This is a genomic window from uncultured Porphyromonas sp. (assembly GCF_902489635.1).
GTDB lineage: Bacteria > Bacteroidota > Bacteroidia > Bacteroidales > Porphyromonadaceae > Porphyromonas.
Window position 1 is genome coordinate 58,392 of sequence record NZ_CABUAN010000005.1, and the last position, 25,890, is coordinate 84,281.

Sequence of the window (25,890 nt, forward strand, 5' to 3'; positions counted from 1 at the left end):
AACTTCTAATCTCTAAGGTCTATGAACCGATATATGCGCCGTGGCGTTTCTGCCGCAAAAGAAGATGTACACAAGGCTATTGCTCACATAGACAAGGGGCTATACCCGCAAGCCTTTTGCAAGATACTACCTGACATACTGGGTGGTGATCCCAACTATTGCAACATCATGCATGCCGATGGGGCTGGCACGAAGTCTTCGCTAGCTTATATCTACTGGCGAGAGACGGGCGACCTCTCCGTGTGGCGAGGCATAGCTCAGGATGCGATCGTGATGAACCTCGACGACCTCCTCTGCGTGGGTGCCACCTCGGGCATGCTCCTCTCCTCGACCATCGGGCGCAACAAGCAGCTCATCCCTGGCGAAGTGATCGGAGCTGTCATCAATGGCACCGAAGAGATCTTAGCACAGATGCGTGACCTAGGGGTGGAGATCTACCTCACAGGGGGCGAGACGGCTGACGTGGGCGACCTGGTCCGTACGATCATCGTAGACAGCACCGTGACCTGCCGTATGCGTCGGAGCGACATCATAGACAATGCGCACATCGCTGACGGAGATGTGATCGTCGGCTTTGCCTCCTATGGACAGGCAACCTACGAGGAGCGTTACAATGGCGGTATGGGGAGCAACGGGCTTACCTCTGCACGGCACGATATACTCTATCATGCACTCGCTGAGAAGTATCCCGAGAGCTACGACCCCGCTGTGCCTGATGACTTGGTTTACAGTGGTAGCCGAGAGCTACTCGCTGAGGTGCCAGGGACAGGGCTGACGGTCGGCGAACTGATCCTCTCCCCCACACGTACCTACGCACCACTTGTGGCGAAGCTACTCAAAGAGATGCGCCCCGCCATACATGGACTAATCCACTGTACAGGAGGCGCACAGACGAAGGTGATGAACTTCGTCACCAACAAACATATTATCAAGGACCATCTCCTTCCGGTTCCTCCGCTCTTCCAGATGATTGCCGAGGAGAGTGGAGCTGACGCTGCGGAGCTGTACCAAGTCTTTAACATGGGGCATCGCCTAGAGGCTTACCTGCCCGCCGAGCAGGCTGAGGAGGCTATCGCTGTGGCGCGACACTTCAACATCGACGCGCAGATCATCGGTCGTGTTGAGGCGGCCGACCAGAATCGCCTGACACTCGTTACGCCCTTTGGCACGGTGGAGCGATAGCCACGGTAGAGCGATAGCCTTTGACCCACCCCTTACATCACTTAGCAGACCTATATGAACGATTTACTCAACCGCATAGAAGCTCTGGTGGCACGCCACGAGGAGCTAGAGACATTGATCACCGACCCTAGCGTCATTGCTGACGGCAGACGCTTTGCCACGCTCAGCAAGGAGTACACCCACCTGGGAGAGATCCTCAAAGCTGGCGGGCAGTACAAGCAGCTCCTGACACAACAGGAGGAGGCCGAGAGTACGCTCCAAGACGCCGACAGCGATGAAGAGCTAAAAGCGATGGCGCGCGAGTTACTCGCTGAGGCTAAGGAGGAGATCCCTAAGATGGAGGAGGAGATCAAGCTGCTCCTCCTACCGAACGATCCAGAGGATGACAAGAACGCTATCGTCGAGCTACGCGCTGGCACGGGCGGTGACGAGGCAGCACTCTTTGCGGGTGACCTCTTCCGTATGTACTCGCGCTACTGCGAGACGAAGGGGTGGAATGTCACCGTCAGCAGCTATACCGAGGGCGGCACGGGTGGCTACAAGGAGATCGTACTCAATGTTACAGGTACGGGCGTGTACGGTACGCTCAAGTATGAGAGTGGTGTGCATCGCGTGCAGCGCGTCCCCCAGACGGAGACGCAGGGACGTATCCACACCTCGGCAGCGACCGTGGCCGTATTGCCTGAGGCTGACAAGTTTGAGGTCAACATCAACGAGGGTGAGATCAAGTGGGATACCTTCCGCTCTAGTGGTGCTGGTGGGCAGAATGTCAACAAGGTGGAGTCAGGCGTTCGTCTCCACTATCCGTGGCGCAACCCCAATACGGGTGTCGTGGAGGATATAACGATCGAGTGTACCGAGACGCGTGACCAGCCGAAGAATAAGGAGCGTGCGCTGTCACGACTTCGCACTTTCATCTATGACAAGGAGCATCAGAAGTATATCGACGAGATAGCTTCACGTCGTAAGACGATGGTCTCGACGGGCGACCGCTCGGCTAAGATCCGCACCTACAACTTCCCGCAGGGTCGTGTCACCGATCACCGCATCGGTCTGACGGTGCACAACTTACCCGGCGTGCTCGGTGGCGACCTGCAGCCGATCATCGACGCACTCATCGTCGCTGAGAATACGGAGCGCCTCAAAGAGGCCACCCTCTGATTTTCACCCAAATGCTACTATGCTTTTGGATATCGATATGATACTTTTTCACTACCTTAGTAGACCGTATACGGTTACTCACTTCAAATAAACAGAAGACTATCTCATGAATCGCGAGCAAATCATAGCACAAATACGAGCCAAGCGCAGCTACCTCTGCGTGGGTCTCGATCCAGATATACAGAAGTTGCCTCCGCACTTGCTGAAGGGGGATAATCCTATCCTAGATTTCAACAAAGCGATCATCGATGCCACAGCACAGTACGCTATCGCATTCAAGCTGAACTTGGCTTTTTATGAAACCCTTGGGGCTTTCGGCATGCAGGTCTTTGGCGATACGGTGGACTACATACGTCAGAATTATCCCGAGCAGCTGATCATCGCTGATGCTAAGCGTGGCGACATAGGCAATACGAGCAAGATGTATGCGCGTGCCTTCTACGAGAACTTTAAGGTCGATGCGCTCACCGTGGCTCCCTACATGGGTAGCGACAGTGTGCTGCCTTTCCTAGAGTATAGCGACAAGTGGGTGATCCTACTCGCCTTGACGAGCAATCAGGGGGCGCAGGACTTTCAGATGCTCCATACGGGCGAGGAGACTTGTCTCTTCGAGCAGGTGCTCAAGACGGCTCTGAGCTGGGAGGGCGCGGACCATATCATGTTTGTCGTAGGTGCTACGCAGAGCAATCTGATGCAGCGTGTGCGGGCGGTGGCTCCAAATGCCTTCCTCCTCGTACCAGGCGTGGGTGCTCAGGGAGGTAGCCTAGAGGCGGTCGCAGAGCATGCGATGACGAGCGACTGCGGACTGATCGTCAATAGTTCGCGAGGCATCATCTATGCGGGCAATGACGAGCGCTTTGCCTCGGCTGCTGCGAAGGCAGCCTCTGACCTAGCACGCCAGATGGAGCAGACGCTCATAGACAAGGGTATCATAGACTAATATATAAGGTAGATGTATACAGTTGCAGACATTGCCAAGCTAATCGGTGGTACGCTAGAGGGCGACAGCACAGCTCAGCTACAAGGCTTCGCAGGCATTGAGCAGGCGAAGGCGGGTGACTTGAGCTTTCTCGCCAATATGAAGTACGAGCCCTACCTCTACACGACACACGCCTCGGCGGTACTCGTCGACGAGAAGTTTACTCCGACACAGCCTTGCTCTACGACTTTGATCCGTGTGGCAAACCCTTACGAGACGCTCTCACAGCTGATGCGACTCTACGTCTCTCAGCAGGAGCCTCACTGGACGGGCGTCCACCCGACAGCTATCGTAGACCCTTCGGTAGAGATCCCCAAAGAGTGCATCATCGGTCCGTACGTCTGCATCGAAGCGGATGTCAAGCTCGGCGAGCAGGTCATCATCTCGGCGCACTGCGTCATCGGGACCAACTGCTCTATCGGTGACCACACGACACTACATCCACGGGTCACGCTTTACTCAGATAGCATCATCGGCCATCATTGCCGCATCCATGCGGGTACGGTGATCGGTGCCGATGGCTTCGGCTTTGCCCCTACGGATCATGGCTATGACAAGATCCCGCAGATAGGACATGTGGAGATAGGAGACAACGTGGAGATAGGTGCTAATAGTTGCATCGATCGCGCTACGATGGGCGTGACGCGCATCGCTTCAGGGGTTAAGATCGACAACCTCGTACAGATCGCGCACAACTGCACCGTCGATGAGCACACGGTCATCGCTGCCCAGGCGGGACTAGCAGGCTCAGCACACATCAAGGAGTGGTGCCAGCTGGGCGGTCAAGTGGGTATAGCTGGTCACCTCACCGTGGGCGACCATTCGCAGCTCGGTGGCCAGACGGGCGTACTGGGCAATCTCCAGCCACACAGCGTCGTGATGGGTGCTCCCGCCATGCCTGTGGGTAAGGCGCTACGTGCCTTCGCCACGCTTCCTAAGCTCCCTGAGCTGATGCGTCGCGTAGACAAGCTCGAAGAGCAGGCCTCCGCAGAAACTAAATAGACACATTTGTAAAAGCAGACACACTCACGTTATGAATCAGTACACACTCGCTACGACACTCACCTTCCAAGGTGTAGGACTTCACACAGGAGCCAATCGCACCTTGACCCTCTCCCCTGCGGAGCCTCATAGTGGTTATCAGATCTGTCGCTCCGACCTCGAGGGCCACCCCGTGATCCCCGCTTATGCGGACTATGTCACGACGACGCAGCGTGCTACTCGTATAGAGCGTGGCACTGTGCAGGTCTCTACGCTCGAGCATTGCCTCAGCGCACTCTATGCGCTCGGCGTGGACAACTGTCTGATCACGGTAGATGGTGACGAAGCGCCTATACTAGACGGATCTGCCTATCCTTATGTACAGGCGATCCAAGAGGCAGGACTCAAGGAGCAGTCTGCTGCTCGCGAGGTCTTTGTGGTTCGTAAGCCTATCGAGGTAAGAGATGAGGAGACGGGAGCCTCCATTCTCCTTCTTCCATCGGATCAGCTCGGCGTAGAGGCGCACCTGAGCTTTGCCTCCCCGCTACTGAGCAACCAATACGCTTCGCTGCGTGACCTCAGTCGCTATGGCGAGGAGGTAGCCGAGGCACGCTCCTTCGTCTTCGTACGAGAGATACTACCTCTCCTCAGTCAGGGCTTGATCAAGGGCGGAGACCTAGCCAATGCGATGGTGATCAACGATGAGCCGCTCTCAGAGAGCGATGCCAAGGCACTGGCGGAGGCTCTGCATCGTCCTGTAGCAGAAGTGAATCAGCTAGGTGTGATCAACCCGAAAGAGGGAATCCCGAACGAGCCCGCACGTCACAAGATCATCGATATACTAGGCGATCTAGCCCTGGCTGGCATCTTCGTGCAGGGACATATCATAGCGACCAAGCCTGGCCATAAGATCAATAACAAGCTAGCACGGGCGATCCGCAAGGAGATCAAAGGAATGGAGACACAGCCGCCCGTCTATGATCCCAATGCGACACCTGTACTCGACCTGAACCAGATCAAAGGTCTCCTACCCCACCGCTATCCTTTCCTCCTTGTGGACAAAGTGATCCACCTAGACAAGAACCATATCGTGGGGGTCAAGAACGTGAGCTTCAATGAGACCTTCTTCCTCGGTCACTTTCCCACAGAGCCAGTTATGCCAGGCGTTCTCATCGTCGAGGCTATGGCGCAGACCGCTGGGCTACTCGTACTCAGCGGCATCGAAGACCCCGAGCGCTACTCGACCTACTTCCTGACGATCAACAATGTGAAGTTCAGAAACAAGGTCGTGCCAGGCGACACCCTCCTCTTTAAGGTGATGCTCACCAGTGAGGTGCGTCGCGGCTTAGCCAGCGTCAGAGGACTCACCTTCGTGGGCAACCAGCTCGTTTGCGAGGCCGACTTCATGGCTCAGATAGTAAAGAATAAGGAGTAAACAATCATATCCACTATATGGCTCAAACGCTTATATCTCCTCTTGCTCAGGTGCACCCTGAGGCACAGATAGGAGCTGAGGTGACGGTCGGACCTTTTGTCACCATAGAGGCCAACACGGTCATCGGTGACCGCACAGTCCTAGACCAAGGCTGCATAATTCGCAGCGGAGCGCGCATCGGTAGCGACTGTCACATACATCCCTATGCCGTCATCGCAGGGATACCACAAGACCTTAAGTTCAAAGGTGAGGAGACCACAGCCGTCATCGGTGACCACACCACCATCCGAGAGTTCGCCACCGTCAATCGTGGTACCGCCTCACGTGGCACCACAGTCGTCGGGAGTAACTGCCTGATCATGGCTTACTCACACGTGGCGCACGACTGCATCCTCAAGGATCACATCATCCTAGGTAATGCGACCCAGCTCGCTGGGGAGGTCGAGATAGATGACTACGCCATCCTCAGCGGTGCCGTACTGGTACATCAGTTCGTACGCATCTCACAGCATGTGATGATACAGGGAGGCTCTAAGGTGACCAAGGACATACCACCCTACTGTCTCGTGGGGCGCGATCCAATCGTTTACTGCGGTATCAACATCGTAGGACTACGTCGCCGAGGCTTCACCAACGACCAGATCTTCCTCATCAACGACGTCTACCGCACACTTTATCAGGGTGGACTCAACAACAGCGAGGCGCTCGTAGAGATACAGAGTCGCTATCCGCAGTGCTACGAGCGCGACCTCATCTACAACTTCATCAGCGACAGCAAGCGCGGTATAGTCCGCGGATCGATGGACTAGCTCTAGACAAAAGATCCAAGACCGTAGCCAAGTCGCCATCAACCAACTAAAGACCAGCTGAAACAATGAAAAAGATACTCGTCGGACGCCAATGGGGCACCACGGATAGTTATATCCTCGAGCGTGATCACCTCTCCATCCACGACCTCGTGGAGCGTGTCGCTCAGCGCTTTGTTGTAGAGCTAAGGAGTATCTCGGACCTTCCACAGGGCATCGCCTACGTCTTCGCAGGCCCAGGCAATAATGGAGCTGACGGACTGGCCATCGCACGACGCCTCCTGCAGGAGGGGCACCGGGTGCACTGCTACCTCTTTTGCAAGCAAGAGGAGGAGCTCTCGGAGGCTTGCGCCTGGCAGCAGACGAAGCTTCTGGAGTTTCACCCTGACGCCCTGACCATTGTCGCAGATGAGTTTCAGCCCCCGCTCTTGACCGCTCAGACGCTCGTCATCGATGCGCTCTTTGGCACAGGTCTCTCGCGTCCTCTCGAGGGAGGCTTTGCGGTGCTGGTAGAGCAGCTTATCAACGCTTCGCCAGCCACGGTCATCGCCGTAGATGTCCCCTCAGGGCTCTACGACAAGGACAATAGCGAGAACAACCTGCAGGCGATCATCAAGGCGGACTACACCCTCACCTGCGAAAGCCCCAAGATAGCTCTACTCCTATCAGACAATGAGTGCTACACGGGCACGCTACGCATCCTCTCGCTCAGTCTTAATATGGATGACGACCCCGCCATCCAAGCCGACTACTATCTCTACACCCCGCAGGATGCTCGTAGAGCCTTGAAGCCTCTCTCGCACTTTGCGCACAAAGGCACGCAGGGACACGCCCTCCTCATCGCAGGCTCCGAAGTGATGGCAGGCGCAGCTATGCTGGCTGGTATGGGCGCTATGCGCTCGGGACTAGGCAAGCTCACGATGCATCTACCCAGCTCATTGGCTCAACTAGCGAACACACTACTCCCCGAGGCAATTGTGGAGAGGGACAAGGAGGAGACCATCGTTGGCAGCCTCCCTAAGGATCTACACAACTACCAGGCTATCGCCATGGGGCCTGGCATTGGTACAGCCCCGCTCACGCTGCATCTCTTGGAGCATCTACTGCAAAACATACAGCCCGACACCCCCTTACTACTCGATGCCGATGCGCTCAACCTCCTAGCACTCCATCCCGAGCTGCTGAGCGTCTTGCCCAAGGACACCATCATCACGCCACATCCAGGCGAACTAGACCGCATCACAGGAAGCTCTCTCGATGATCACCACCGCCTGACCAAAGCGCAAGAGCTAGCCATGGAGCAGGAGCTCATCGTCGTACTCAAGGGGGCTAACACAGCCACTTGCCTGCCAACGGGCGAGGTCATCTTCAACAGCTCAGGCACACCGGCCCTTGCCACCGCCGGCAGTGGAGATGTACTCACTGGCATCATCCTCTCGCTCCTAGCGCAGGGCTACACACCCGCTGAGGCAGCTCCGCTAGGCGTTTACATCCATGGGCTGACAGCCAATCATTATGGCGAGCGACACTCGCCACGCGGTATGATAGCCCGCGACATAGCAGAGATGCTCCCCGCTGTCCTCAAGATTGTCGAGCAGTAACTCCACACCCATATATAGTACCGCACAGATATGAAGCATCTTCGGAGCCAAGGCCTCTTACTATTCACAGCACTCCTCTGCCTGCTCGTGAGCCTGCCTAGTTGCTCTAAGCGCAAGACAGCCGAAGAGCTACTACAGGAGGCGATCGTACAGCAGTATCAGAGCGTTGGTAAGCTACTACTCACGGAGACTACCCTCCAGAAGGCGGTCACCCTACAGGATCCCAAGATTACCTTTTACGATATCAATAGCTTCAAGGACTTCACCAAGTGGCTGAGCAATCAGACCAAGATAGGCAACCGTGTAGGCATCTACTCCTTTGATGCCACGCTGGTGAGCTATACAGACCTGACAGGCTTCTCGGCAGACGATGTAAGCTACGACAAAGAGCAACAGCAGCTCACCATCTACATCTCTCCCATACAGGTGGAGCTACGAGGACGCGACTTCACGCTACGGACCGAGTACGAGTATGTAGCCCCCCTCCGAGAGGCTATCACCCCGCAAGACCGTGCGCGTGTCAAGAATCGAGCCTACCAAGTACTCCAACAGGAGATCAACTCCAATGATCAGCTCATAGCTCAGATACGACAGCGTTCTATCGAGAAGCTACGTCGATGGTTCACGCAGCTCCTCCTCTCCTACGAGCTACCGCCTACGGTCGTCATCGTAGAGCGAGGCTCAGCACTCGTACATCCTAACACACCACCCACCTCACCACAGTAGCTCCTCAATCCTATGAGCAAATGGCTTAAGCGCATCCTTTACATACTCCTAGCGATACTGCTTCTAGTCGGTATCGTACTCCTATGGCGTAGCTGCTCCAAGAGCCAGAGCGAGGACTATAGCGATGTCGTCACGCACGCTATGACCGTCCGCTCGATCGAGGAGATACTCAAGCTCTCCACAGGCGAGTGCTACCAAGAGATCCCCATGGTCGACACCATCGATGGCATGGTGATAGCCTACGTCATACAGGCTCGTACCTACATAGACTTCGATATAGACAAGCTCCCCACGCAGCTGCAGGGCGACACGCTCTATGTGCAGCTGCCCCCCGAAGAGGTCACCCCACACGAGATCGGCTACACCGTGATCGATGTACACTCACTACGTCAAGGCTTTATCACAAAGACGCTCACCGCAGAGCAAGAGAATAGAGCCAAGCGACGCGTACCGCAGCGACTCATCAACGAAGTCTACCGCGCAGGCTACATCCGTAACGCACGGCAGCAGGCCCGCGAAGAGTTGGCACGCTTTCTCTCCATCGCTCACCCTACGGTCATCGTCGTAGACCGCTATCCCGATGGGGTGAGAGACTCCTTCTTTGCCGATACCGTCTACATAGACCATCGTACACTATAAGAGGGGGCTAATTCTTATAAGATGTGGAACTTGTGCAGGGGAATATGTCGCAATCTGCATTAGTTTTTGTAACTTTGGACGATTTTATCGAGGTATAAGACAATAGAACTAAGTAATCAGACGATTTTTTATGATCAATCCGGTCAACAAGACAATCACCCTACCCGATGGTCGCACGATCACCATCGAGACGGGCAAGCTTGCTAAGCAAGCCGACGGTGCTGTCACCGTCACCATGGGCTCTACCGTACTACTCGCAGCTGTAACCGCTGCCAAGGAGGCTAAGCCCGATGTGGACTTTATGCCACTGCAGGTAGAGTACAAAGAGAAGTATTCAGCCATAGGACGCTTCCCCGGAGGCTTCACACGCCGCGAGGGACGCGCCTCAGACTATGAGATATTAACTTGCCGCCTAGTGGACCGCGCACTGCGTCCTCTCTTCCCAGATGACTACCATGCAGAGGTCTACGTGAACATTATCCTCTTCTCCTCCGATGGCGAAGATATGCCAGACGCACTCGCTGGACTAGCTGCCTCGGCTGCTCTAGCAGTCTCTGATATCCCCTTCGGCGGTCCTATCAGTGAGGTACGCGTGGCACGCATCGATGGTGAGTTTGTCATCAATCCTACCTTCGAGCAGCTAGAGCGTGCCGACATTGACATGATGGTCGCAGCAACACTCGACAACATTATGATGGTCGAGGGCGAGATGGAAGAGGTCCAGGAGGAGGAGATGCTCGAGGCTATCAAGGTAGCTCACGAGGCTATCAAGGTACAGTGCCAGGCTCAGCTAGAGCTCTCGGAGGCTGTCGGCAAGATGACCAAGCGTGAGTACCCCGCTGAGGAGCAAGACGAGGAGCTACGTGAGCGTATGCAGCGTGAGCTCTATGACAAGATCTACAAGGTCGCTACCGCTGGTACCGACAAGCATGCTCGTGGCGATGCCTTTGAGGCAATCGTTGAGGAGTTCAAGGCGCAGTTTACCGAAGAGGAGCTCGGGGAGAAGGGCATGATCATAGACCGCTACTACCACGATATGGAGAAGGCGGCTATGCGTCGTATGATCCTCGACGAGGGCAAGCGTCTCGATGGTCGTCGTACCGATGAGATACGTCCTATCTGGATCGAGACGGACTGCCTACCAGGTCCTCACGGATCGGCTATCTTCACACGTGGTGAGACGCAGTCTCTCTCTACGGTGACGCTCGGTACCAAGAGCGATGAGAAGCTGGTCGACGATGTACTCAACTACGGCAAGGAGCGCTTCCTCCTGCACTACAACTTTCCACCCTTCTCTACGGGCGAGGCAAAAGCTTCGCGTGGCATCAGCCGTCGTGAGATCGGTCACGGTAACCTAGCACACCGTGCGCTCAAGCGCATGATCCCCGAGGACTACCCCTACGTAATCCGTGTGATGAGTGATATCCTTGAGTCCAACGGATCATCCTCTATGGCAACCGTCTGCGCCGGTACGCTCGCACTGCGTGATGCTGGTGTCCAGATGAAGAAGCCTGTCTCTGGTATCGCCATGGGTCTCATCAGTGAGAACAAGGGTACCAACTACGCTATCCTCTCCGACATCCTTGGAGATGAGGATCACCTCGGCGATATGGACTTTAAGGTAACGGGTACCCGTGACGGTATTACCGCTACGCAGATGGATATCAAGGTGGACGGTCTGAGCTATGAGATCCTAGCAAATGCTTTGGCACAGGCTAAGGCTGGTCGCCTCCACATCCTAGACAAAATCGAGGAGGCACAGCCCGCAGCTCGTCCCGATATGAAGCCTCATGCACCACGCATCGAGACGCTACGCATCGGTAAGGAGTTCATCGGAGCTGTCATTGGCCCGGGCGGCAAGATCATCCAGGGCATCCAGGAGCAGAGCGGTGCCACGGTCAACATCGAAGAGGTGGACAACTATGGTATCGTCGAGATCAGTAGCTCTAACAAGGAGTCTCTCGATGCTGCTATGGCTATGGTACGTGGTATCGTCGCTACTCCAGAGGTGGGCGAGGTCTACAAGGGTACCGTCTCCTCAGTGATGCCTTACGGCTGCTTCGTACAGTTTATGCCAGGCAAGGATGGACTGCTTCACATCAGCGAGATCGACTGGAAGCGTTTTGCCACGATCGAGGATACAGGTCTCAAGGAGGGCGACACGATCGATGTTAAGCTCATCGAGATCGACCCCAAGACGGGTAAGTTCAGCCTATCACACAAGGCACTTCTACCTAAGCCCGAGGGCTATGTAGAGCCTGAGCGTCGTCCGCGCCGTGAGCGTCGTGATGATGGCGAGCGTCGTGAGCGCCGTCCCCGTCGTGAGCATCGTGACGAATAGACGATAAGAGCTAGAGCGACTGTGTCACCATACACAGCAGCTCTACTAAGCTAAATACAGGAAGTCACCAACCTCAAATATTCTTTCACTACCTCTGCTACCAGCATGTTGTGAGCGAAAGTTGTGGTTGGTGACTTCTTTTTCTATAACTTTGCAGCGGATTAGACTAGCAAGTTTGTATGCCAACCCCATCGACAGGTACCAAGCCAAACTATCTCGGGCCCTTTATAACTATGGTGATCATGATGACCGTCATCGGCTTCGTCACGAGTATCAACCAGCAGTTTCAACTACCTATCAAGAGTGCCTATCTGCACTCCGCAGGTGGCTGGACCAATAGCTTTGCGACGCTACTCATCTTCGCCTTTTTCCTCTCATACCTAGTGCTAGGGCCTACCTCGGCACGCTTTGTGGAGCGACATGGCTACAAGATGACCATCGTCAGGGGCTTGGTCATGCTGGCGGGAGGTATCCTACTCTTCATCCTCTCGGCACTGCTCTTCATGCACACCTCGCTATGGATCACGCTCTCTGAGACGGTGCAGCTGCCTGTGAGCTATCTGATCTTCCTCCTCGGATCCTTCGTCTGTGGAGCGGGTATCACCTTCATGCAGTCGTCGGTCAATCCTTATCTCATCGCCTGCACAGTCCCTGGCACATCCGCTGTACAGCGGCAAAACATCGGTGGCGTGGGCAACTCAACGATGACCATGCTGGCACCACTCTTCGTCTCGATGGTTATCTTCGGCGGAGTGAACGATCTAGAGGCTCTGCAGATCCAAGAGGTGATCGTGCCGATGATCATCCTAATGGGTGTCGTGCTGATACTCTCCTACATTGTCAAGCGACTCCACGTCCCGCACATCGAGGGGACGACGAGTAGCGAGGACGCTGAGGTAAGCTTCAAGACTGTGTGGCGCATACGACGTGTGCGACTCGGCTGCATAGCACTCTTCTGCTATGTCGGTGTCGAGGTCTGCATCGGAGCTAACATCATCTTATATGGGCAAAACGACCTCTCACTGAGCTATAGTACCGTGGCACTCTACGCTACACTCTACTGGGGGGCTATGCTGGTAGGGCGCTTCGTAGGTAGCTTCCTAAACCGTGTCTCTGACCGCAAGCTACTATGGAGTACCACGCTGCTCTCCGCTATCCTCATCCTGATTGCTGTCGTGACCAATCAGCCTTACTGGCTCATAGCCGTAGGACTATGTCACTCGGTCATGTGGGGTGCGATCTATTCGTTAGCACTCAAGGAGCTAGGGAGCCTAGCCACGAGAGCCTCCGGCGTACTGCTGATGGGACTCATCGGAGGGGCACTCTTACCATTCTTACAGAGCTTGCTAGCGGACCTGCTCGGAGGGTATCACTACACCTGGCTACTCGTCGTAGCAGGCGAGCTATACATGCTTTACTACGCTCTGGCGGGCTCCCGCTTTAAGGAGCAGCAGGCGTAATCAATCGGATTCTATTCACTTTAATCAATCATACGAATATGAAAAAGTTTATGCTAATCGTAGCTGCTGGTCTAGCACTAGTAGCTTGTAACACGGAGAAGAAGGACGCAACTACTACTGTAGACTCTACCGCTATTGTCGCAGAGGCTCCTGTAGTTGCTGAGCCTGAGGTCTTCAAGTACGCTACCGCTGACGGCAAGCAGCACTTTGAGCTGACTGTCACCGGCGAGAATCGTGAGAACGCAACGCTCAAGGATATCGAGGGCAATGTCGTCTACGAGCTGAAGAACGCTGTCAGCGCTGATGGCGCTAAGTGGGAAAACGAGGAGGGCTACTACTTCTGGACGAAGGGTGACTCTTTCTACTTCGGCAAGGGCGACAAGCAGCTTTGCGAGGGTGCTCTAGTCGTAGAGGCTCCTGCTGCTGAGACTCCTGCTGCTGAGGCTCCTGCTGCTAAGTAATCACAGCTCACAACGAATAGATATGCGAAGGCAAGCTGATGGTCTCATTGGCTCGTCTTCGCATATCTCTATTTGAGACTGTTGACTTTTGCAATAGTCTCTATTTAGCCAGATCATCATCTACACACTATGCCTACGCTCCTCAGACGCTGGTGGACTTCGCTAGGACATAGCGTCCACTCGCCGACAGCCTTTCGGCTTATCACCTTAGTGCTAGACCAGCGCGGTGTAGCCTACTACCCAGAGCATCTAGAGGAGCTACTCAAGGGTGCTGAGCTACTAGACAACCAGCAGAAGCAACTAGCACTACAGCTGCTCCATCAGTGGCCCCTCATGCAGCTCGTCACGCAGTACGACAAGGCACTAGCCTACGATCGCGCTCTGATCTTATGGCAAGGCACTCCACTAGCGGAGATGCCGTGGGGCTGTGGCTCTGTCCTTTGGCATATAGGGCGGGAGGTGCCAAACGCCTTTCGCCATAGAGAGGCTGGCATGATGGTCGACTATGCAGGCGGACAACTACTCTTCCTAGATCGTAAGTTGCCCCGCCAAGACTTCTGGACACGTATCAGACATTAATCTAAACAACCATACAACTATGAAGAAAAGCCCCATATACACCCGCCGTGGCGATGACGGCACCACAGGACTCGTAGGCGGTACACGCATCTCCAAGGGTCACATACGCCTTGAGTGCTACGGAACTATCGATGAGCTCAACAGCCATATCGGTGTCCTCCTCGCTGAGGACCTCACAGATGAGACGCACGACTTCCTACTGCGTCTACAGCATATCCTCTTTAACGTGGCAGGCAGTCTAGCCACACCACCCGATCAGGAGGAGTACCTCGCAGCTATGCAGATAGACCCGACGGACATTGAGAAGCTGGAGCACAAGATCGACGAGCTGGACGCTACGCTTCCACGTCTCAAGGAGTTCGTCCTCCCCTCTGGTGGACGCACAGCAGCACTCTGTCACGTCTGTCGCACCGTATGCCGTCGTGCCGAGCGCAACATCTACCGCCTCCGTGAGGAGAGCCGTGTAGATGACCTGATCGTTCGCTTTGTCAATCGTCTGAGCGACTACTTCTTCGTCCTCGCCCGCACAGAGGCGGTACGAACGTACGGATCGGAGGTCACCTGGAATCGAGGGTACAGCACCCTGTAATTCACCTGAGCCTGTCGCTTCTTGCAACAGGCTCTTTTTTTGTCCGCTCTCGTTATCCTAAGGCGAGCCTTGACGTAAGCTTCACAGCAAAGAAAGTTATCTGTCCGAAAGACCTATCCTTGCCTACCTGGAGCATAAAAATAGCCACGTGAGAATTGACCTCTCACGTGGCTATTGCTTTTTACAGCGTGTGTGCGCTTGCGGCTAGCGAACTTTGTAGAGCTGGCTACCGATGCGTACGATGTAGGACTGCTCCGTAGGGAGTGTGAACTCGAACGCTCTATCTGCCTGCGCTGAGCTATAGAGTACTCGTCCTGTCACGTCATACACCTGTACTGAGTCACCGTTGGGATTGACGATGGTCAGCACGCCTTCGATCATCTTGGCACTAGGCTCCGTCAGGACAAGCTGACTCACAGCTGTAGCCTTGCGGATCTCACCCATCTTAGAGAATGGACTCATGATCAGCCCCTGCTCATTAGCCTTGACGGCTCTAACACGGTGATAGAGCGCATCCTGCTGCAGATGACTAGGTACAGAGACACTGATTGAAGTACCTTCATGGAGAGGCTCGCCAAAGTATGGAGCTAGATAAGACTCGCCCTTTTTGAAGCGCTGGGTCACCTTGAAGTTGTCTACAAAGAGATACTCCGGTCCCTTGACAGCAAAGAGCGCGATGATGGAGCGTTTGCTACCATTCTTGAGCTGTACGGAGTAGTCTTGCCACTGATTGATGATCGGTCTCTGCGCCTCCTCGGCAACGTAAACGAGGTCTGCCTGCTCATATTGCTCAGTCTCCTCATTGTAGTTAAAGAGTGCGAGCGCAGCCTGTGGGAACTGATTGCTGGTCAAGTCGTAGGCACCATATAGGCTTAGGGATACATTGACCACACCACCTCCGTGCGAGAGGTCTAGCTCGGGAGCCTGCATAGAGGCACTAGCACCATGATTGATAAACTGCCACCCGTCGAAGCCCACATAGTCCGTACAGGGGGCATACGAGTACATCTCCCAGCCAGGCATATTGAGATCCGTCGGAAAAGCCTTAGCATAGCTACCTGCGGGAGGGTTGTCGACGCTCCATCCGGTAGCATTGCCCTCTAGGTCCTTGACGCCCGTAAAGTCCTCATCAATCAGCGTAACCTCTGAGTCTGCATAGATTCGTCTATCATGGTAAGCCATGTAGAAGTATCGACCGGCCGATGGTACTTCTGACCACGAGGCGGCATAGTGGTCTGCACTCAGATCTGATGCCTCCTCTAGCTCTGGCGTAGCGAGTCCGCTGACCTCTTGGTCTACTGAGTGATAAGACTCCTTACTTCCCTGCACAGCACGTACATTGTAGTAGTAAGTGTACTGAGGATCGACTCCAGTGACCTTGAAGCTATTGGTGGTCACCTTTTGTCCCGTGAGATAGTCCTTGCGTATCATAGGACGCTGTCCCATCTCATTGGGAGGTACCGTCTCATCGACAGTCATATAGTAGACATCTACGAGATAACTATCAGCACCCTCGACAGGCGCCCAATTAGCGACAAAGCTATCAGCCTTGAAGTCTGTATAGCCCGTTACCTTAGGAATGGGTAGGAAGGGCTTCATCTTATACACCTCGACGTCGTCTAGGAGCATGTCAAAGTGGTAATTACCAGCCTCAGCGATCTCGCGTGTGTATGGCATCACCTGAAAGCCCATGTTGACGATGGTACTATGGCCAGCTCCTGCGAAGACCATCTCATAGGTCTGCCACTCGGTCGATAGGGTCGTAATCTCTGGAGTCAGAGGACGTAGCACGCTCCACTCACCCTTGTAGACTGGATTGTCACTATCTCGATACCAAGAGGTCTCAGCAGACTCGACGAAGAGCCTTACCATGCAGAGCTTAGGGTCGATAGGTTGTGTCACCTTGGCTCTAAAGCGTAGGACGATGATGTTGTCACTCGTAAGGTCATCCTCATGTAGCTTGACATCCATCAGGTCTAGCGGAGGCGTATTGAGCTTAGCTCCCTCCTTGCTACCTAGATGTATCGTGCCACCAGCTGCGTGTGTGGAGCCTTTGCCCTGGCACTCTTCGAAGGTTAGACCATCAAATGTGCCACCCCAGCCACGCCAGTGCGTGTACTGTGGATCAATGTTTTGCCAGATACGATACTTGTACGTTCCATCGGGAGCGCAGATAGTACCGACGGTGTCGGGTGCTTGTTCACTACCGGCGGTCATCAGAGAGAAGTCCTCCCTGAGGAAGAGCGTCAGATCGCCCTTTGCCTCTGCTGGAGAGGTAAAGTCGGAGCGAAGCCCAGAGCGCCCTGAGACCACAGTGATCTCGGCACCAGCATTACGTGGGTTGATTAGGGGCTTGCGGGTCTGTAGCTCTTGAGCCGACAGGCTCATCGCTGCCGACAATGCCATAAAGGCTAGTAAGAGTGTAATCGTTCGTTTCATAGAAATGAGGATTTAGTGATATGTGATGGAAAAGAAAAGATCGACCTCGAAGAGGCCTCTTTGTGAGCCCATCGAGGTCGATCCTTAGTATAGACTAGTAGAGTACTACCTTGCGTCTCTCTGTATAGCCCGTAGCATCAGATACGACTAGGATGTAGACACCAGCCTGACCACGATAGATAAGCTGATCCTGTGCCTGCGCTAGTTGCTGACCTGATATGCTGTAGAGCGTCAAGAGACTCTCGGGGCGCGTAGCTGAGAGCGTCTGCTCAGATACCTCGATGAGACAGTTGGCTGCGCCCTCCACCGTAGTGATGGCATTAGCCTGAGCCATCTTCATCTGACCGATGAAGAGGTTGTACTGGTCTATGGAGCGATCTCTAAAGGCAAGCCTGATCTCCTTGCCAATGTACTTAGAGAGGTCTACCTTGTGAGCTGTAAGAGTAAAGTAGTATCGCTCCTCACCATCAATAGTCTCCTTAAATGGGGAAATCCCTGCCTCCTTGTCTACCGTATAGACAGGCTTGGACTCAAGGATCTTGCTAGGCATAGGCTCCTCGGCTCCCTCTACGACATAAAGATCGTAACTAGAAAGCGCATCTTCATCTTCCGAAGCTCCTACCCAGTGGAACCATGGGATGTCTCCTGCGACCGTAAAGGCAGGCGTGATGAGCCAGTGATCTGCAGGCTTGTCGGGACGACCATCCACATACATACCATCCTCCTTGAGGCTACGACGGAATGCCGAGGTAGACATAAAGAAGCGGTATGACTTGCCACCCTGTATAGGCAGGACACGACCCACCCAGCCCTTGTCTAGGTTACATCCTAGCGACTTAGCTTGGATATTGGGCATCTGACGGCTCATATCGTAGATGATGAAGTCTCCAGAACGGTTAGGGTTAAAAAATGAGCCCGCACGCTCCTTAAACTTCGAGAAGGGAATGTCGGTACGATACTGGTTGGGCTTGTCGATCTCTGCATCGTAGGTGTCGTTGATCCACTTGAGGATAGGCATCGTGCCATTGATCTTATGCTTGTCAGCCTCAAAGTCTGACGCGCCACCATCGTTCAGCGTCGTAATGAAGTCTGGTGATAGGATCTCAGCGTGGCTCTTAGCCTCTCCGAGAGAAAAGGCAAGCTCCGCATCAGGACCTTCCTTTTGCTTCATGACGTAGCGATCCTTGTTGTAGAAGGTCTTAGAAACGGTAACAGGAAAGCGACTAGAATAAAATGCACAAATAGGGCCATACGTAGCTGTAAAAGTCACCAATGTCTGACCGTAATTGTAAGAGTTCGAGATGAGCTGATGAGGGATGGGTCCCAGATCACCTGTCAGATTGTATAGGACAGCTCCAATCAAACCTCCTGAGACTGGCCCCATAGAGGAGATATCCCCAGCATTCATACAGCTTCTTATTTCAGGATAGTCGTAAGTGATTTTATCATCGGATGCTGGCATATAGCCGATTATACCCCCAGCAAAGCCATCCTTTGCCCAGATGTCTCCAAAGTTGGCACATCCCTCGATGGTCGTATTTGCTGACGAGGCGATGATACCACCAGCGGTCTTGTGTATTCCTACGCCATACACCTCAACGTTGGCATAGTTGACACACTCGATGATCTTCATTCCCTCGCCGAGTGAAGTACCAGCGATACCTCCACCATTAGCCCAAGAAATGACCCGTACATCAGGACCGACCTTACAGCGGGTGATCGTACAGTTGTCCTTAATCTTACCTGTGATAGCACCAACGGCTGCAAAGCCATAGATGTGACCCGAGGCGATGACCACATTCTTTATGGTCGCCCCCTCGCCTAGTACACCAAAGAGCCCGACACCCATGTGAACTACTTCACCCTCAACCAGCTGACGATCATCATAGATATTGAGGTTGTAGATCTTGTGCATATCACCGTCATACGTCCCCTGGAAGCACATCTCATTGGGTCGGTCGAAGCCATCAAGGGCCGGTCCGCCGATCGGCTGTATAGGGTCGGCAGAGGTGAAGGTGATGTCTGCTGTCTGCTTGAAGTACCGACCTGCGAAAGAGTTGTACCTGTCATTGACCTCCGTAGCTAATGTGCGTAGGTCTGCCTCCGTAGCGATTTGATACGGGTCTTCTTTAGAGCCATCTCCTCCCGAAAAGAAGTCTTGACCGAAGAGCGAGAACGTGGCACTCAGCAGTAGTAGTGAGACTATTGATAGTTTATTCAAATAGTGCATTGTCTGTATTTGTTGTCTATAATGTAAGCTTTAATGGATAGTTAGAAAAACCAGAATGCTCTCCATAAGTCAGCATACTATGCCGAGACTTAGGAGAGCATTCAGGATTACGGTTTACTTGGCAACAACCTTAGTAAACATCTGGGAGCCGTCCTGTAGCTCAAGACGAACGACATAAGCTCCAGCCGTGAGTCCCGTAGCGGGCACAAGACGACCTGTCATGTCGTACACCTGTAGCTCTGTGACAGGGACGTTGACACGTACAGCACCCTCCTCGATAGTCACCTGGACATCTTGAGAAGTGATCTCCTCGACACTATCAAAGTCCGTGAAGGAGACACGACGCTGTGCTACGTTGAGCACCTCATTTTTGAGGAGTCTCGGATCATTCTCCTCCACATCATCATTGGTGGGGAGCTCCTCATAGTAGTGTAGAAAGGCAATGACATTGACCTCCTTCATTACATCCTCAATGTTCTTGTTGTCACCCTCTAGGAGGAACTGGTTCGCAGGAAGTGTACCTGTCGTAGCGTTGGTCGTATTGATTGAGATGTGCTTGACAATCTGGAAATCACCCTTTTCATCAAAGGTGATCGCAGAGCCCTTAAAGCCACCCTCATCGACATACCTCAGCACGTTGGTGTGCATAAAGCCTTCTGGCTTCTTACCCACCTGATTGCGAGGCGTGATACGATCCTGAGTCATCATGATGGTCAGGTAGACTGGACGAGAGCGATCTAAGCGTGTAGAGGCACGACCCTGTACAGTAACCTTAAGGAGATTGCTCTCCTTCTTGAACCAAGGCTTGACCTCAAGTCTTACGTAAGCAGGGTCAGATTTAGAAGCCTCTGCAATCAGATCAAGCTCTTTCTGACTGCTTATCATGCTATAGATAATTCCATTACTACCTCTAGCACCCATCATGCCTGCTTGAGGCTTGCGATCAAACATATTGGTAGGAGACCCTGCGCTAGCTAATGTGATGCGACCTCCCGAATTTAGGACTCCAGCAAAGGCTCCTAGCCCCTGACTGTAGGGAATCATCATAAAGTCTGGCACATTAAAGGCGTGATGCGATACAATCGCAAAGCGATCCTTGATCTCTGCATTTTCAGGCTTATTGATAAGATCCTCCATACGCTGATCACCTGCTGGGCAGTTAGGACATCCCTCAGAGGTGAAAACCTCAACTAGCGTAGTACGTGCATAGGCCTCGTCTCGCTTAAGAATCTCCAAATTAGCTGTTAGTACAGAGGGCGCCTCGAGGACTACCTCATTAACCTCTTGGAGTGTGACCTTAAGTTCAGTCTTGCCGAAGATACCCTCATGGTCAATTGGCTGTAGTTCCACGACTTTAGAGAGCGATGATGCAAGAGACTTAGGCAGTTTTATGACTTGTGTTTGTTTGTGACCTGCGAGATCCGTCTCCACCTTAATCGTAGAGATAGCCTTGACTCCTGAATTGAAAAGTTCTATAGTAGGCTTGATCTCTTCATTGGAGTAAACATATGCAGGTGCGTGAAGCTTATTTATTACCCCGCGATTTAGTGTCGTCGGTCCTAATTCCTTAGGCTCGATAACAATTTGCATCAACAGAGGACCTTCAGCCTCATTCACTACACCATCAAAGCGAACCTTTTCGATATCATATTCACCCCAGTTGGATGAGATCCATGCAGAATTGGGGTCTACGCCTGGTGACTGATAGCTTCTGACGAGGATACCACCCGCAGCAGCAGGGTCATAAGCATAAGCTCCTGCGAAGAACTCGCTCTCAGCAGTAATCTCATACGGCTCGTTAAAGAAGAGCGTATTCCACCCATCCTTAAGCATGTCGACCGTAGTAATCTGAATTGGATCCCACTTAGTTAGCACTTTGGGATTGTTGACATCAGATCGGTCTTGTGTCAGCACGGTTTTAGCGAGGAAGATACAGGGAAGCTTCGGAGTAAAGAACCCTGGATCATTATTAATCTGATCCTTCTGCAAGCAAGCAGCTGAGGCAAAGCGTATGCCAACAACCTTGCTTCCTACATAATCCTTAAGCTTCTCTTTGGTTAGCTTGATGGCACCGCCATGATAGCCGGCCCAAGACACTCCAGTAGGCTCAATTGCATTGTAGTTAGGAGCCTCATAGTTGCAGTAGCCTACATAAAGGTAGTTGTTTGAGTCCTCTACATCATCTAGATAAGCAGGCTCAGAGTACATCGACTTCCTTAGTCGTTGGCTATTTTGTTGGCCTGGCCGATCATCCGCATAGAGCATTCGATAAGCAATGCGCTCACCATCGGCTTTTGCCTTGGCTGCATCTAGCACACCACTACCTAGCCCTGTCACATCGAATGAGTACTTAGCTGCAAATCTCTCGGGACTAGACAGATCAGCTAGATCTTCACGATCACACTTAGCTTGATCGTAGGGTATCATAAAGTAGCTGGTGCTTCGATAGGCGTGATCACCCTTCTTGAGATCTTGCTTGACAACGATCTCTTTAGAAAACTCGACCTCTGCATAGTCATCAATCTCGATGACGATACGATGGCACCAAGTCCCCCCGTCAAATTTGAAGCGGTACTTATGCGGTTTGCCATCATTCTTCACCGTAATATCTTTCACACCAGGAACCCCTGATAGGTAGCTATATTCCTCTCCGTAGCCCATGACTTTCATCTTGACATCGCCTTCAGCTTGTAGCACCTTAACAGTGAACTCAAGCGTGTATGTACGATCTCCATTAAAGAGATCTATCACGGGCGACGTTAGACGAGCATTGACTCCTATCATATCCTCAGGAATTCCATAACTTTTTAAATCCTTCGCATTGATAGAAAAGCCATCTGGAGTCCAGTAAACTAGGGCTGCTGACCAGTCTGGCTGAGAGAGTTGCGCATCGAGATGAGCTTGTTGCTCAGAGACTAGCTCTCTTTTGCCTGTAGGATTGGGCTTGATCTTCGAATTGAGGATGTTATATGCACCATCTGCCTTTGCTTCGATCTCTCTAGTGGTAATGAGCCGAAAGAATATCTTATTCCAAGGCGTGCCATCATCATTGAGTTGCTGAGCGTCGACATTGGTCCAAGTGGCAGTAAATCCGTTTGCTGTCACATTGTCAGGAGTCTCTACTCCTGGAGGTGCTAACGCAATCTCCCACCCTTTGGGTTGTTGCGCCAATAGCGATGGGATGGATAGAAAGCCACAGCAGACAAGTAGGCACAACGTACGCCACAAACTACTGAGACTCGTATAGTTTCTTTTATTCATATGATTGATATTGTATGATGTTAAGCGTATTCATTACAATCCCTCCACGACAATTGGTCCCAGAGGGATTGCTTTAATTGGCTGTCAGGTTATTTGATTACCTTGTAGACCTGACCCTCTACGACGAGGAAGTAAACACCTTGAGGTAGAGCACGAAGTGAAAGCACTGATGTCTCCATCAGACGCGATAGGATGAGCTCACCAGCTGTATTGTAGAGATCTACCTGAGTAGGCGTGACAAGACCGGCGATGACGAGCATACCCTCTTGCATAGAGACTGCATAGCTCGTGTGAGCAGGAGCCGCTACAGAGGTGTGATCTAGTAGTACTGCTTGTATCTCGAGATCCTTGTCTACGGTCAGCGTGATGGTTGACTTCTTAGCACCCTCGGTGTAGTCCTTACCACCGATGGTCCACTTCTCTAGCTGCCACATAGATCCCTCGGGGATTGCTAGCTGGCAGGTGATCTCGGTACCCTCTACGACCTTAGAGCCAGAGGTGATAGCCTCCTTGGTCTTAGCGTCAGTCACGGTCAGCGTAGCCTGATCCTTAGGTGATACAGAGTAGATTACCTTATAGGTCGTAGGTTGAGGCTCGGACTGTTTCTGCAGTACAGCTTGTATCTCGAGATCCTTGTCTACGGTCAGTGTGATAGATGCCTTCTTTGCACCCTCGGTATAGTCTGTGCCACCGATGGTCCACTTCTCTAGCTCCCATCCCTCAGGAATGGTGACTTGACAAGTGATCTCGGTACCCTCTACAACGTCAGCACCAGAGGCGATAGTCTCCTTGGTCTTAGCATCAGTCACGGTCAGCGTACCTTGATCCTTGGGAGAGACCGAGTAAGTAACCTTATAGGTCTTAGGTTGAGGCGTGGCAGGAGCACACAAGACCTCAATTTCAGTCTCACCCTCTACAGTGATGGTTGTTTCATTGACACCTGCGAGTTCTTCTACTAGGGCATTGTTGATGTACCACTCCTTGACCTCATTGTCTCCTGGATCAACGGTCAGTGTTACCACGGTGCCCTCAGTGACGCGACCACCATTATCGATTATCGTCCACTCCTCTGATCCTTGAGCCTTATACTTAGCTTCAAGAGTTCCGCCTTCTACCGTCCAAGAAACAGGGTATTGAGCAGGTGCCCCCTTCTTAAAGGTGACCTTGACATCCATCTTGCCCTCGATCTCCGTTTGGAATTCAGTGATGCCTGTAAAGGTCTCTTCGTTGTTTCCCTTCTTTACAAGCCACTGATCTACCTCATAGCCTTTGTCAGGCTTTGCTGTGAACTCAACCCTTTGCCCAGCAGGAAGACTTTGACCAGACTCAAATGGCGTAGCGCCATCGGGGAGCCACACTACAGCCTTTTCTATAGTGCCATGCTCTCCAGCCTCGTAGTTAACTTGATAGCCTGATTCACCCTCTTTGAAGGTAACATATATTGCCATAGGCTCAGTCACTGTAACCACACAAAGGTTCGGATCATCAGGTGAAGGGACTAGTGGCGTATTTTCAGCTGTGGTGTGCCACTGGTCAACCATATAGCCAAGGTTTGGAATAGCGCGTATTTCTAGCTCGGTACCTTCTTGAATAGGAATAGTTGAGCCTTCAAAAAACAGTCTGTTTGAACCTCTTTCGTCAACAAACTTTCCTCTGATATTGCCGTTTTCACCCACACCGAGAGACACATTATACTTGGGCGTGCCCTTCTTGAGGACAGCCTTGACAGTAAGCTCCTCCGTAAGGGTCTTTCGCAAGATGTGAGGGAAGTCTAGATCTGGGGTTTCTTCCTTTCCATTGACGACCCATTTGTCTACCTCATAGTCATTGTCTGGCGTTACAAAAAGGTTACTAGAACTCCTTCGGGGAGATCATCTCCATCATAAAATTCTGTATCCCATCCGTTTTTAGGGTAGAGCCCTTTGATAGTTCCATTACCCTCTAGCGAGAAGTGAACTTTGTGCGTTGCAGGCTTCTTGAAGGTCACCTTTATATCCAGCGCAGCATTGACTGTTGGGAAAATCATGAATCCATTTCCCCTTGGCTCACCATTGATTGTCCATTGGTCGATTTCATAACCAGCGTCAGGCTCGGCATTGAATTCCATCATGGCACCTGCAGGAACCATGTCTCCAGATTGGATATCTACATTTTGCCAAGCAGCTGTTGGGTTCTGATAGGAGGCCTTAGTTATTTTACCTCCAGGACCAGCCTCATAAGTTACCTTATAGCTCTCTCCAGAGCCTGCACCGGCAGTGTTCTGCCGCGTGTAGTTAGTCGCTGCTGTCTCCTGAGCGGTACCGGTCAGTGCCGTCAGTACCATCGTGAGCAGCGTCAGCATAAGTGGTAATATTCGTTTCATAAGCAATCTTGTATTGATTAGTTGGTTATAGACTTAGTATCATACTGGAGGTCTAGCATCTCTACCACTCTGTAAGAAGTGTAGCTCGAGAGCTGCTCTCGTAGGGAGAGAAGCTGCTCTGTGATATCTGTGACGAGCCAATGATACTACTGATGTGACGAACCAAAGATACTACTGAGCGACATCTCCCGAGGCAAATATAGTAATTATTCTCAACAAACAAAAAACACTCAAACTTCGTCCTAGGGGTGACGTATTATATTATGAGACTGTTGCATAAAGGCGAATCGCTGTGTTGCTTTCGGGATTCGGCTTCGGTCACATACGTAGGTATGCTCCCTTCAGACCTCACCCTCAGCGCCTTGCGCTTCATCCTTTCTGCAAAGTCTAGATAATCTTGCAAGCAAGATTGTGAGACTGTTGACTTTTGCAACAGTCTCATTATATATAGTGAGCTCATCTACCTCTCTACTCCTCGCTGGTCGTTATGCGGAGGTCCTGCCAGAGCGATTATGATGCATTAGCCCTGGCTGGGCAAATTTGACGTCGGCTCGTTACAATAATTTAGGTCCGACTACATATCAAAATGATGCTGTGTCGGGAAAAAGTGATTTCCACGTGGATATTTCGAAATATCCAGGTGGAGAATTTTTATTTC

General features: G+C 52.5%; 19 protein-coding genes and 1 pseudogene. 14 read left to right on the forward strand and 6 right to left on the reverse strand.

Annotated elements, in window-relative coordinates:
- The first annotated feature begins 21 nt into the window (after window positions 1–21).
- The 14 genes from RDM37_RS02005 (at window position 22) to RDM37_RS02070 (ending at window position 14,940) form a co-directional block, all read left to right on the forward strand.
- The gene (locus RDM37_RS02005) at window positions 22–1,182 is read left to right on the forward strand and encodes an AIR synthase related protein (RefSeq protein ID WP_308554605.1); all 1,161 of its coding nucleotides are present in this window, start codon (window positions 22–24) and stop codon (window positions 1,180–1,182) included.
- Between the two features lie 54 nt (window positions 1,183–1,236).
- Complete coding sequence (gene prfA, locus RDM37_RS02010; protein ID WP_308554606.1) at window positions 1,237–2,343, forward strand: peptide chain release factor 1; 1,107 nt, start codon at window positions 1,237–1,239, stop codon at window positions 2,341–2,343.
- A gap of 106 nt (window positions 2,344–2,449) precedes the next feature.
- Window positions 2,450–3,283 (forward strand): orotidine-5'-phosphate decarboxylase, encoded by an 834-nt coding sequence (gene pyrF / locus RDM37_RS02015; protein WP_308554607.1) that lies wholly within the window; start codon window positions 2,450–2,452, stop codon window positions 3,281–3,283.
- A 12-nt stretch (window positions 3,284–3,295) separates the two neighbouring features.
- Window positions 3,296–4,324: a UDP-3-O-(3-hydroxymyristoyl)glucosamine N-acyltransferase gene (lpxD, locus tag RDM37_RS02020; RefSeq protein ID WP_308554608.1), complete on the forward strand. Its 1,029-nt coding sequence runs from the start codon at window positions 3,296–3,298 to the stop codon at window positions 4,322–4,324.
- Window positions 4,325–4,355: 31 nt separating this feature from the next.
- Window positions 4,356–5,738: a bifunctional UDP-3-O-[3-hydroxymyristoyl] N-acetylglucosamine deacetylase/3-hydroxyacyl-ACP dehydratase gene (locus RDM37_RS02025; RefSeq protein WP_308554609.1), complete on the forward strand. Its 1,383-nt coding sequence runs from the start codon at window positions 4,356–4,358 to the stop codon at window positions 5,736–5,738.
- Window positions 5,739–5,755: 17 nt separating this feature from the next.
- Window positions 5,756–6,547: an acyl-ACP--UDP-N-acetylglucosamine O-acyltransferase gene (gene lpxA, locus RDM37_RS02030; RefSeq protein WP_298888749.1), complete on the forward strand. Its 792-nt coding sequence runs from the start codon at window positions 5,756–5,758 to the stop codon at window positions 6,545–6,547.
- Window positions 6,548–6,612: 65 nt separating this feature from the next.
- A complete protein-coding gene (locus tag RDM37_RS02035; RefSeq protein ID WP_308554610.1) occupies window positions 6,613–8,145 on the forward strand; it encodes an NAD(P)H-hydrate dehydratase in 1,533 nt (510 codons plus the stop codon).
- Between the two features lie 30 nt (window positions 8,146–8,175).
- Window positions 8,176–8,871: a DUF4230 domain-containing protein gene (locus tag RDM37_RS02040; protein ID WP_308554611.1), complete on the forward strand. Its 696-nt coding sequence runs from the start codon at window positions 8,176–8,178 to the stop codon at window positions 8,869–8,871.
- A gap of 12 nt (window positions 8,872–8,883) precedes the next feature.
- Entirely contained in the window at window positions 8,884–9,510 is a 627-nt protein-coding gene (locus RDM37_RS02045; protein ID WP_308554612.1) for a DUF4230 domain-containing protein, read from the forward strand.
- A 130-nt stretch (window positions 9,511–9,640) separates the two neighbouring features.
- A complete protein-coding gene (locus tag RDM37_RS02050; RefSeq protein WP_308554613.1) occupies window positions 9,641–11,851 on the forward strand; it encodes a polyribonucleotide nucleotidyltransferase in 2,211 nt (736 codons plus the stop codon).
- A 179-nt stretch (window positions 11,852–12,030) separates the two neighbouring features.
- Window positions 12,031–13,311 (forward strand): MFS transporter, encoded by a 1,281-nt coding sequence (locus RDM37_RS02055; RefSeq protein ID WP_308554614.1) that lies wholly within the window; start codon window positions 12,031–12,033, stop codon window positions 13,309–13,311.
- A 38-nt stretch (window positions 13,312–13,349) separates the two neighbouring features.
- The gene (locus tag RDM37_RS02060; protein WP_308554615.1) at window positions 13,350–13,772 is read left to right on the forward strand and encodes an MliC family protein; all 423 of its coding nucleotides are present in this window, start codon (window positions 13,350–13,352) and stop codon (window positions 13,770–13,772) included.
- A gap of 129 nt (window positions 13,773–13,901) precedes the next feature.
- The gene (locus RDM37_RS02065) at window positions 13,902–14,351 is read left to right on the forward strand and encodes a hypothetical protein (RefSeq protein WP_308554616.1); all 450 of its coding nucleotides are present in this window, start codon (window positions 13,902–13,904) and stop codon (window positions 14,349–14,351) included.
- A 19-nt stretch (window positions 14,352–14,370) separates the two neighbouring features.
- Window positions 14,371–14,940 carry a cob(I)yrinic acid a,c-diamide adenosyltransferase gene (locus tag RDM37_RS02070; protein ID WP_308554617.1) on the forward strand — a complete coding sequence of 190 codons (570 nt, stop codon included), beginning with the start codon at window positions 14,371–14,373 and terminating at the stop codon, window positions 14,938–14,940.
- Between the two features lie 204 nt (window positions 14,941–15,144).
- Here the strand turns inward: RDM37_RS02070 and RDM37_RS02075 are convergent, their stop codons facing one another.
- The 6 genes and pseudogenes from RDM37_RS02075 to RDM37_RS02100 form a co-directional block, all read right to left on the reverse strand.
- On the reverse strand, window positions 15,145–17,379 hold the full coding sequence (locus RDM37_RS02075; RefSeq protein WP_308554618.1) for a hypothetical protein: 2,235 nt from the start codon (window positions 17,377–17,379) through the stop codon (window positions 15,145–15,147).
- A 94-nt stretch (window positions 17,380–17,473) separates the two neighbouring features.
- Window positions 17,474–19,609 (reverse strand): hypothetical protein, encoded by a 2,136-nt coding sequence (locus tag RDM37_RS02080; RefSeq protein ID WP_308554619.1) that lies wholly within the window; start codon window positions 19,607–19,609, stop codon window positions 17,474–17,476.
- 114 nt (window positions 19,610–19,723) lie between these two features.
- Window positions 19,724–22,714, reverse strand: coding sequence for a hypothetical protein (locus tag RDM37_RS02085; RefSeq protein WP_308554620.1), 2,991 nt, complete (start codon window positions 22,712–22,714; stop codon window positions 19,724–19,726).
- 245 nt (window positions 22,715–22,959) lie between these two features.
- Window positions 22,960–24,318, reverse strand: coding sequence for a hypothetical protein (locus tag RDM37_RS02090; protein WP_308554622.1), 1,359 nt, complete (start codon window positions 24,316–24,318; stop codon window positions 22,960–22,962).
- Between the two features lie 33 nt (window positions 24,319–24,351).
- A pseudogene (locus RDM37_RS02095) lies at window positions 24,352–24,411 on the reverse strand (hypothetical protein); the annotation flags it as partial.
- A gap of 296 nt (window positions 24,412–24,707) precedes the next feature.
- Window positions 24,708–25,232: a hypothetical protein gene (locus RDM37_RS02100; protein WP_308554621.1), complete on the reverse strand. Its 525-nt coding sequence runs from the start codon at window positions 25,230–25,232 to the stop codon at window positions 24,708–24,710.
- Between the last annotated feature and the right edge of the window lie 658 nt (window positions 25,233–25,890).

Coding starts and splice junctions, on each gene's coding strand:
- lpxD (WP_308554608.1), top strand. CDS start 3,296: ATGTATACAGTTGCAGACATTGCCAAGCTAATCGGTGGTACGCTAGAG.
- pyrF (WP_308554607.1), top strand. CDS start 2,450: ATGAATCGCGAGCAAATCATAGCACAAATACGAGCCAAGCGCAGCTAC.
- RDM37_RS02045 (WP_308554612.1), top strand. CDS start 8,884: ATGAGCAAATGGCTTAAGCGCATCCTTTACATACTCCTAGCGATACTG.
- RDM37_RS02060 (WP_308554615.1), top strand. CDS start 13,350: ATGAAAAAGTTTATGCTAATCGTAGCTGCTGGTCTAGCACTAGTAGCT.
- lpxA (WP_298888749.1), top strand. CDS start 5,756: ATGGCTCAAACGCTTATATCTCCTCTTGCTCAGGTGCACCCTGAGGCA.
- RDM37_RS02100 (WP_308554621.1), bottom strand. CDS start 25,232: ATGAAACGAATATTACCACTTATGCTGACGCTGCTCACGATGGTACTG.
- prfA (WP_308554606.1), top strand. CDS start 1,237: ATGAACGATTTACTCAACCGCATAGAAGCTCTGGTGGCACGCCACGAG.
- RDM37_RS02035 (WP_308554610.1), top strand. CDS start 6,613: ATGAAAAAGATACTCGTCGGACGCCAATGGGGCACCACGGATAGTTAT.
- RDM37_RS02040 (WP_308554611.1), top strand. CDS start 8,176: ATGAAGCATCTTCGGAGCCAAGGCCTCTTACTATTCACAGCACTCCTC.
- RDM37_RS02070 (WP_308554617.1), top strand. CDS start 14,371: ATGAAGAAAAGCCCCATATACACCCGCCGTGGCGATGACGGCACCACA.
- RDM37_RS02090 (WP_308554622.1), bottom strand. CDS start 24,318: ATGGCAATATATGTTACCTTCAAAGAGGGTGAATCAGGCTATCAAGTT.
- RDM37_RS02055 (WP_308554614.1), top strand. CDS start 12,031: ATGCCAACCCCATCGACAGGTACCAAGCCAAACTATCTCGGGCCCTTT.
- RDM37_RS02025 (WP_308554609.1), top strand. CDS start 4,356: ATGAATCAGTACACACTCGCTACGACACTCACCTTCCAAGGTGTAGGA.
- RDM37_RS02050 (WP_308554613.1), top strand. CDS start 9,641: ATGATCAATCCGGTCAACAAGACAATCACCCTACCCGATGGTCGCACG.
- RDM37_RS02080 (WP_308554619.1), bottom strand. CDS start 19,609: ATGCACTATTTGAATAAACTATCAATAGTCTCACTACTACTGCTGAGT.
- RDM37_RS02065 (WP_308554616.1), top strand. CDS start 13,902: ATGCCTACGCTCCTCAGACGCTGGTGGACTTCGCTAGGACATAGCGTC.
- RDM37_RS02005 (WP_308554605.1), top strand. CDS start 22: ATGAACCGATATATGCGCCGTGGCGTTTCTGCCGCAAAAGAAGATGTA.
- RDM37_RS02075 (WP_308554618.1), bottom strand. CDS start 17,379: ATGAAACGAACGATTACACTCTTACTAGCCTTTATGGCATTGTCGGCA.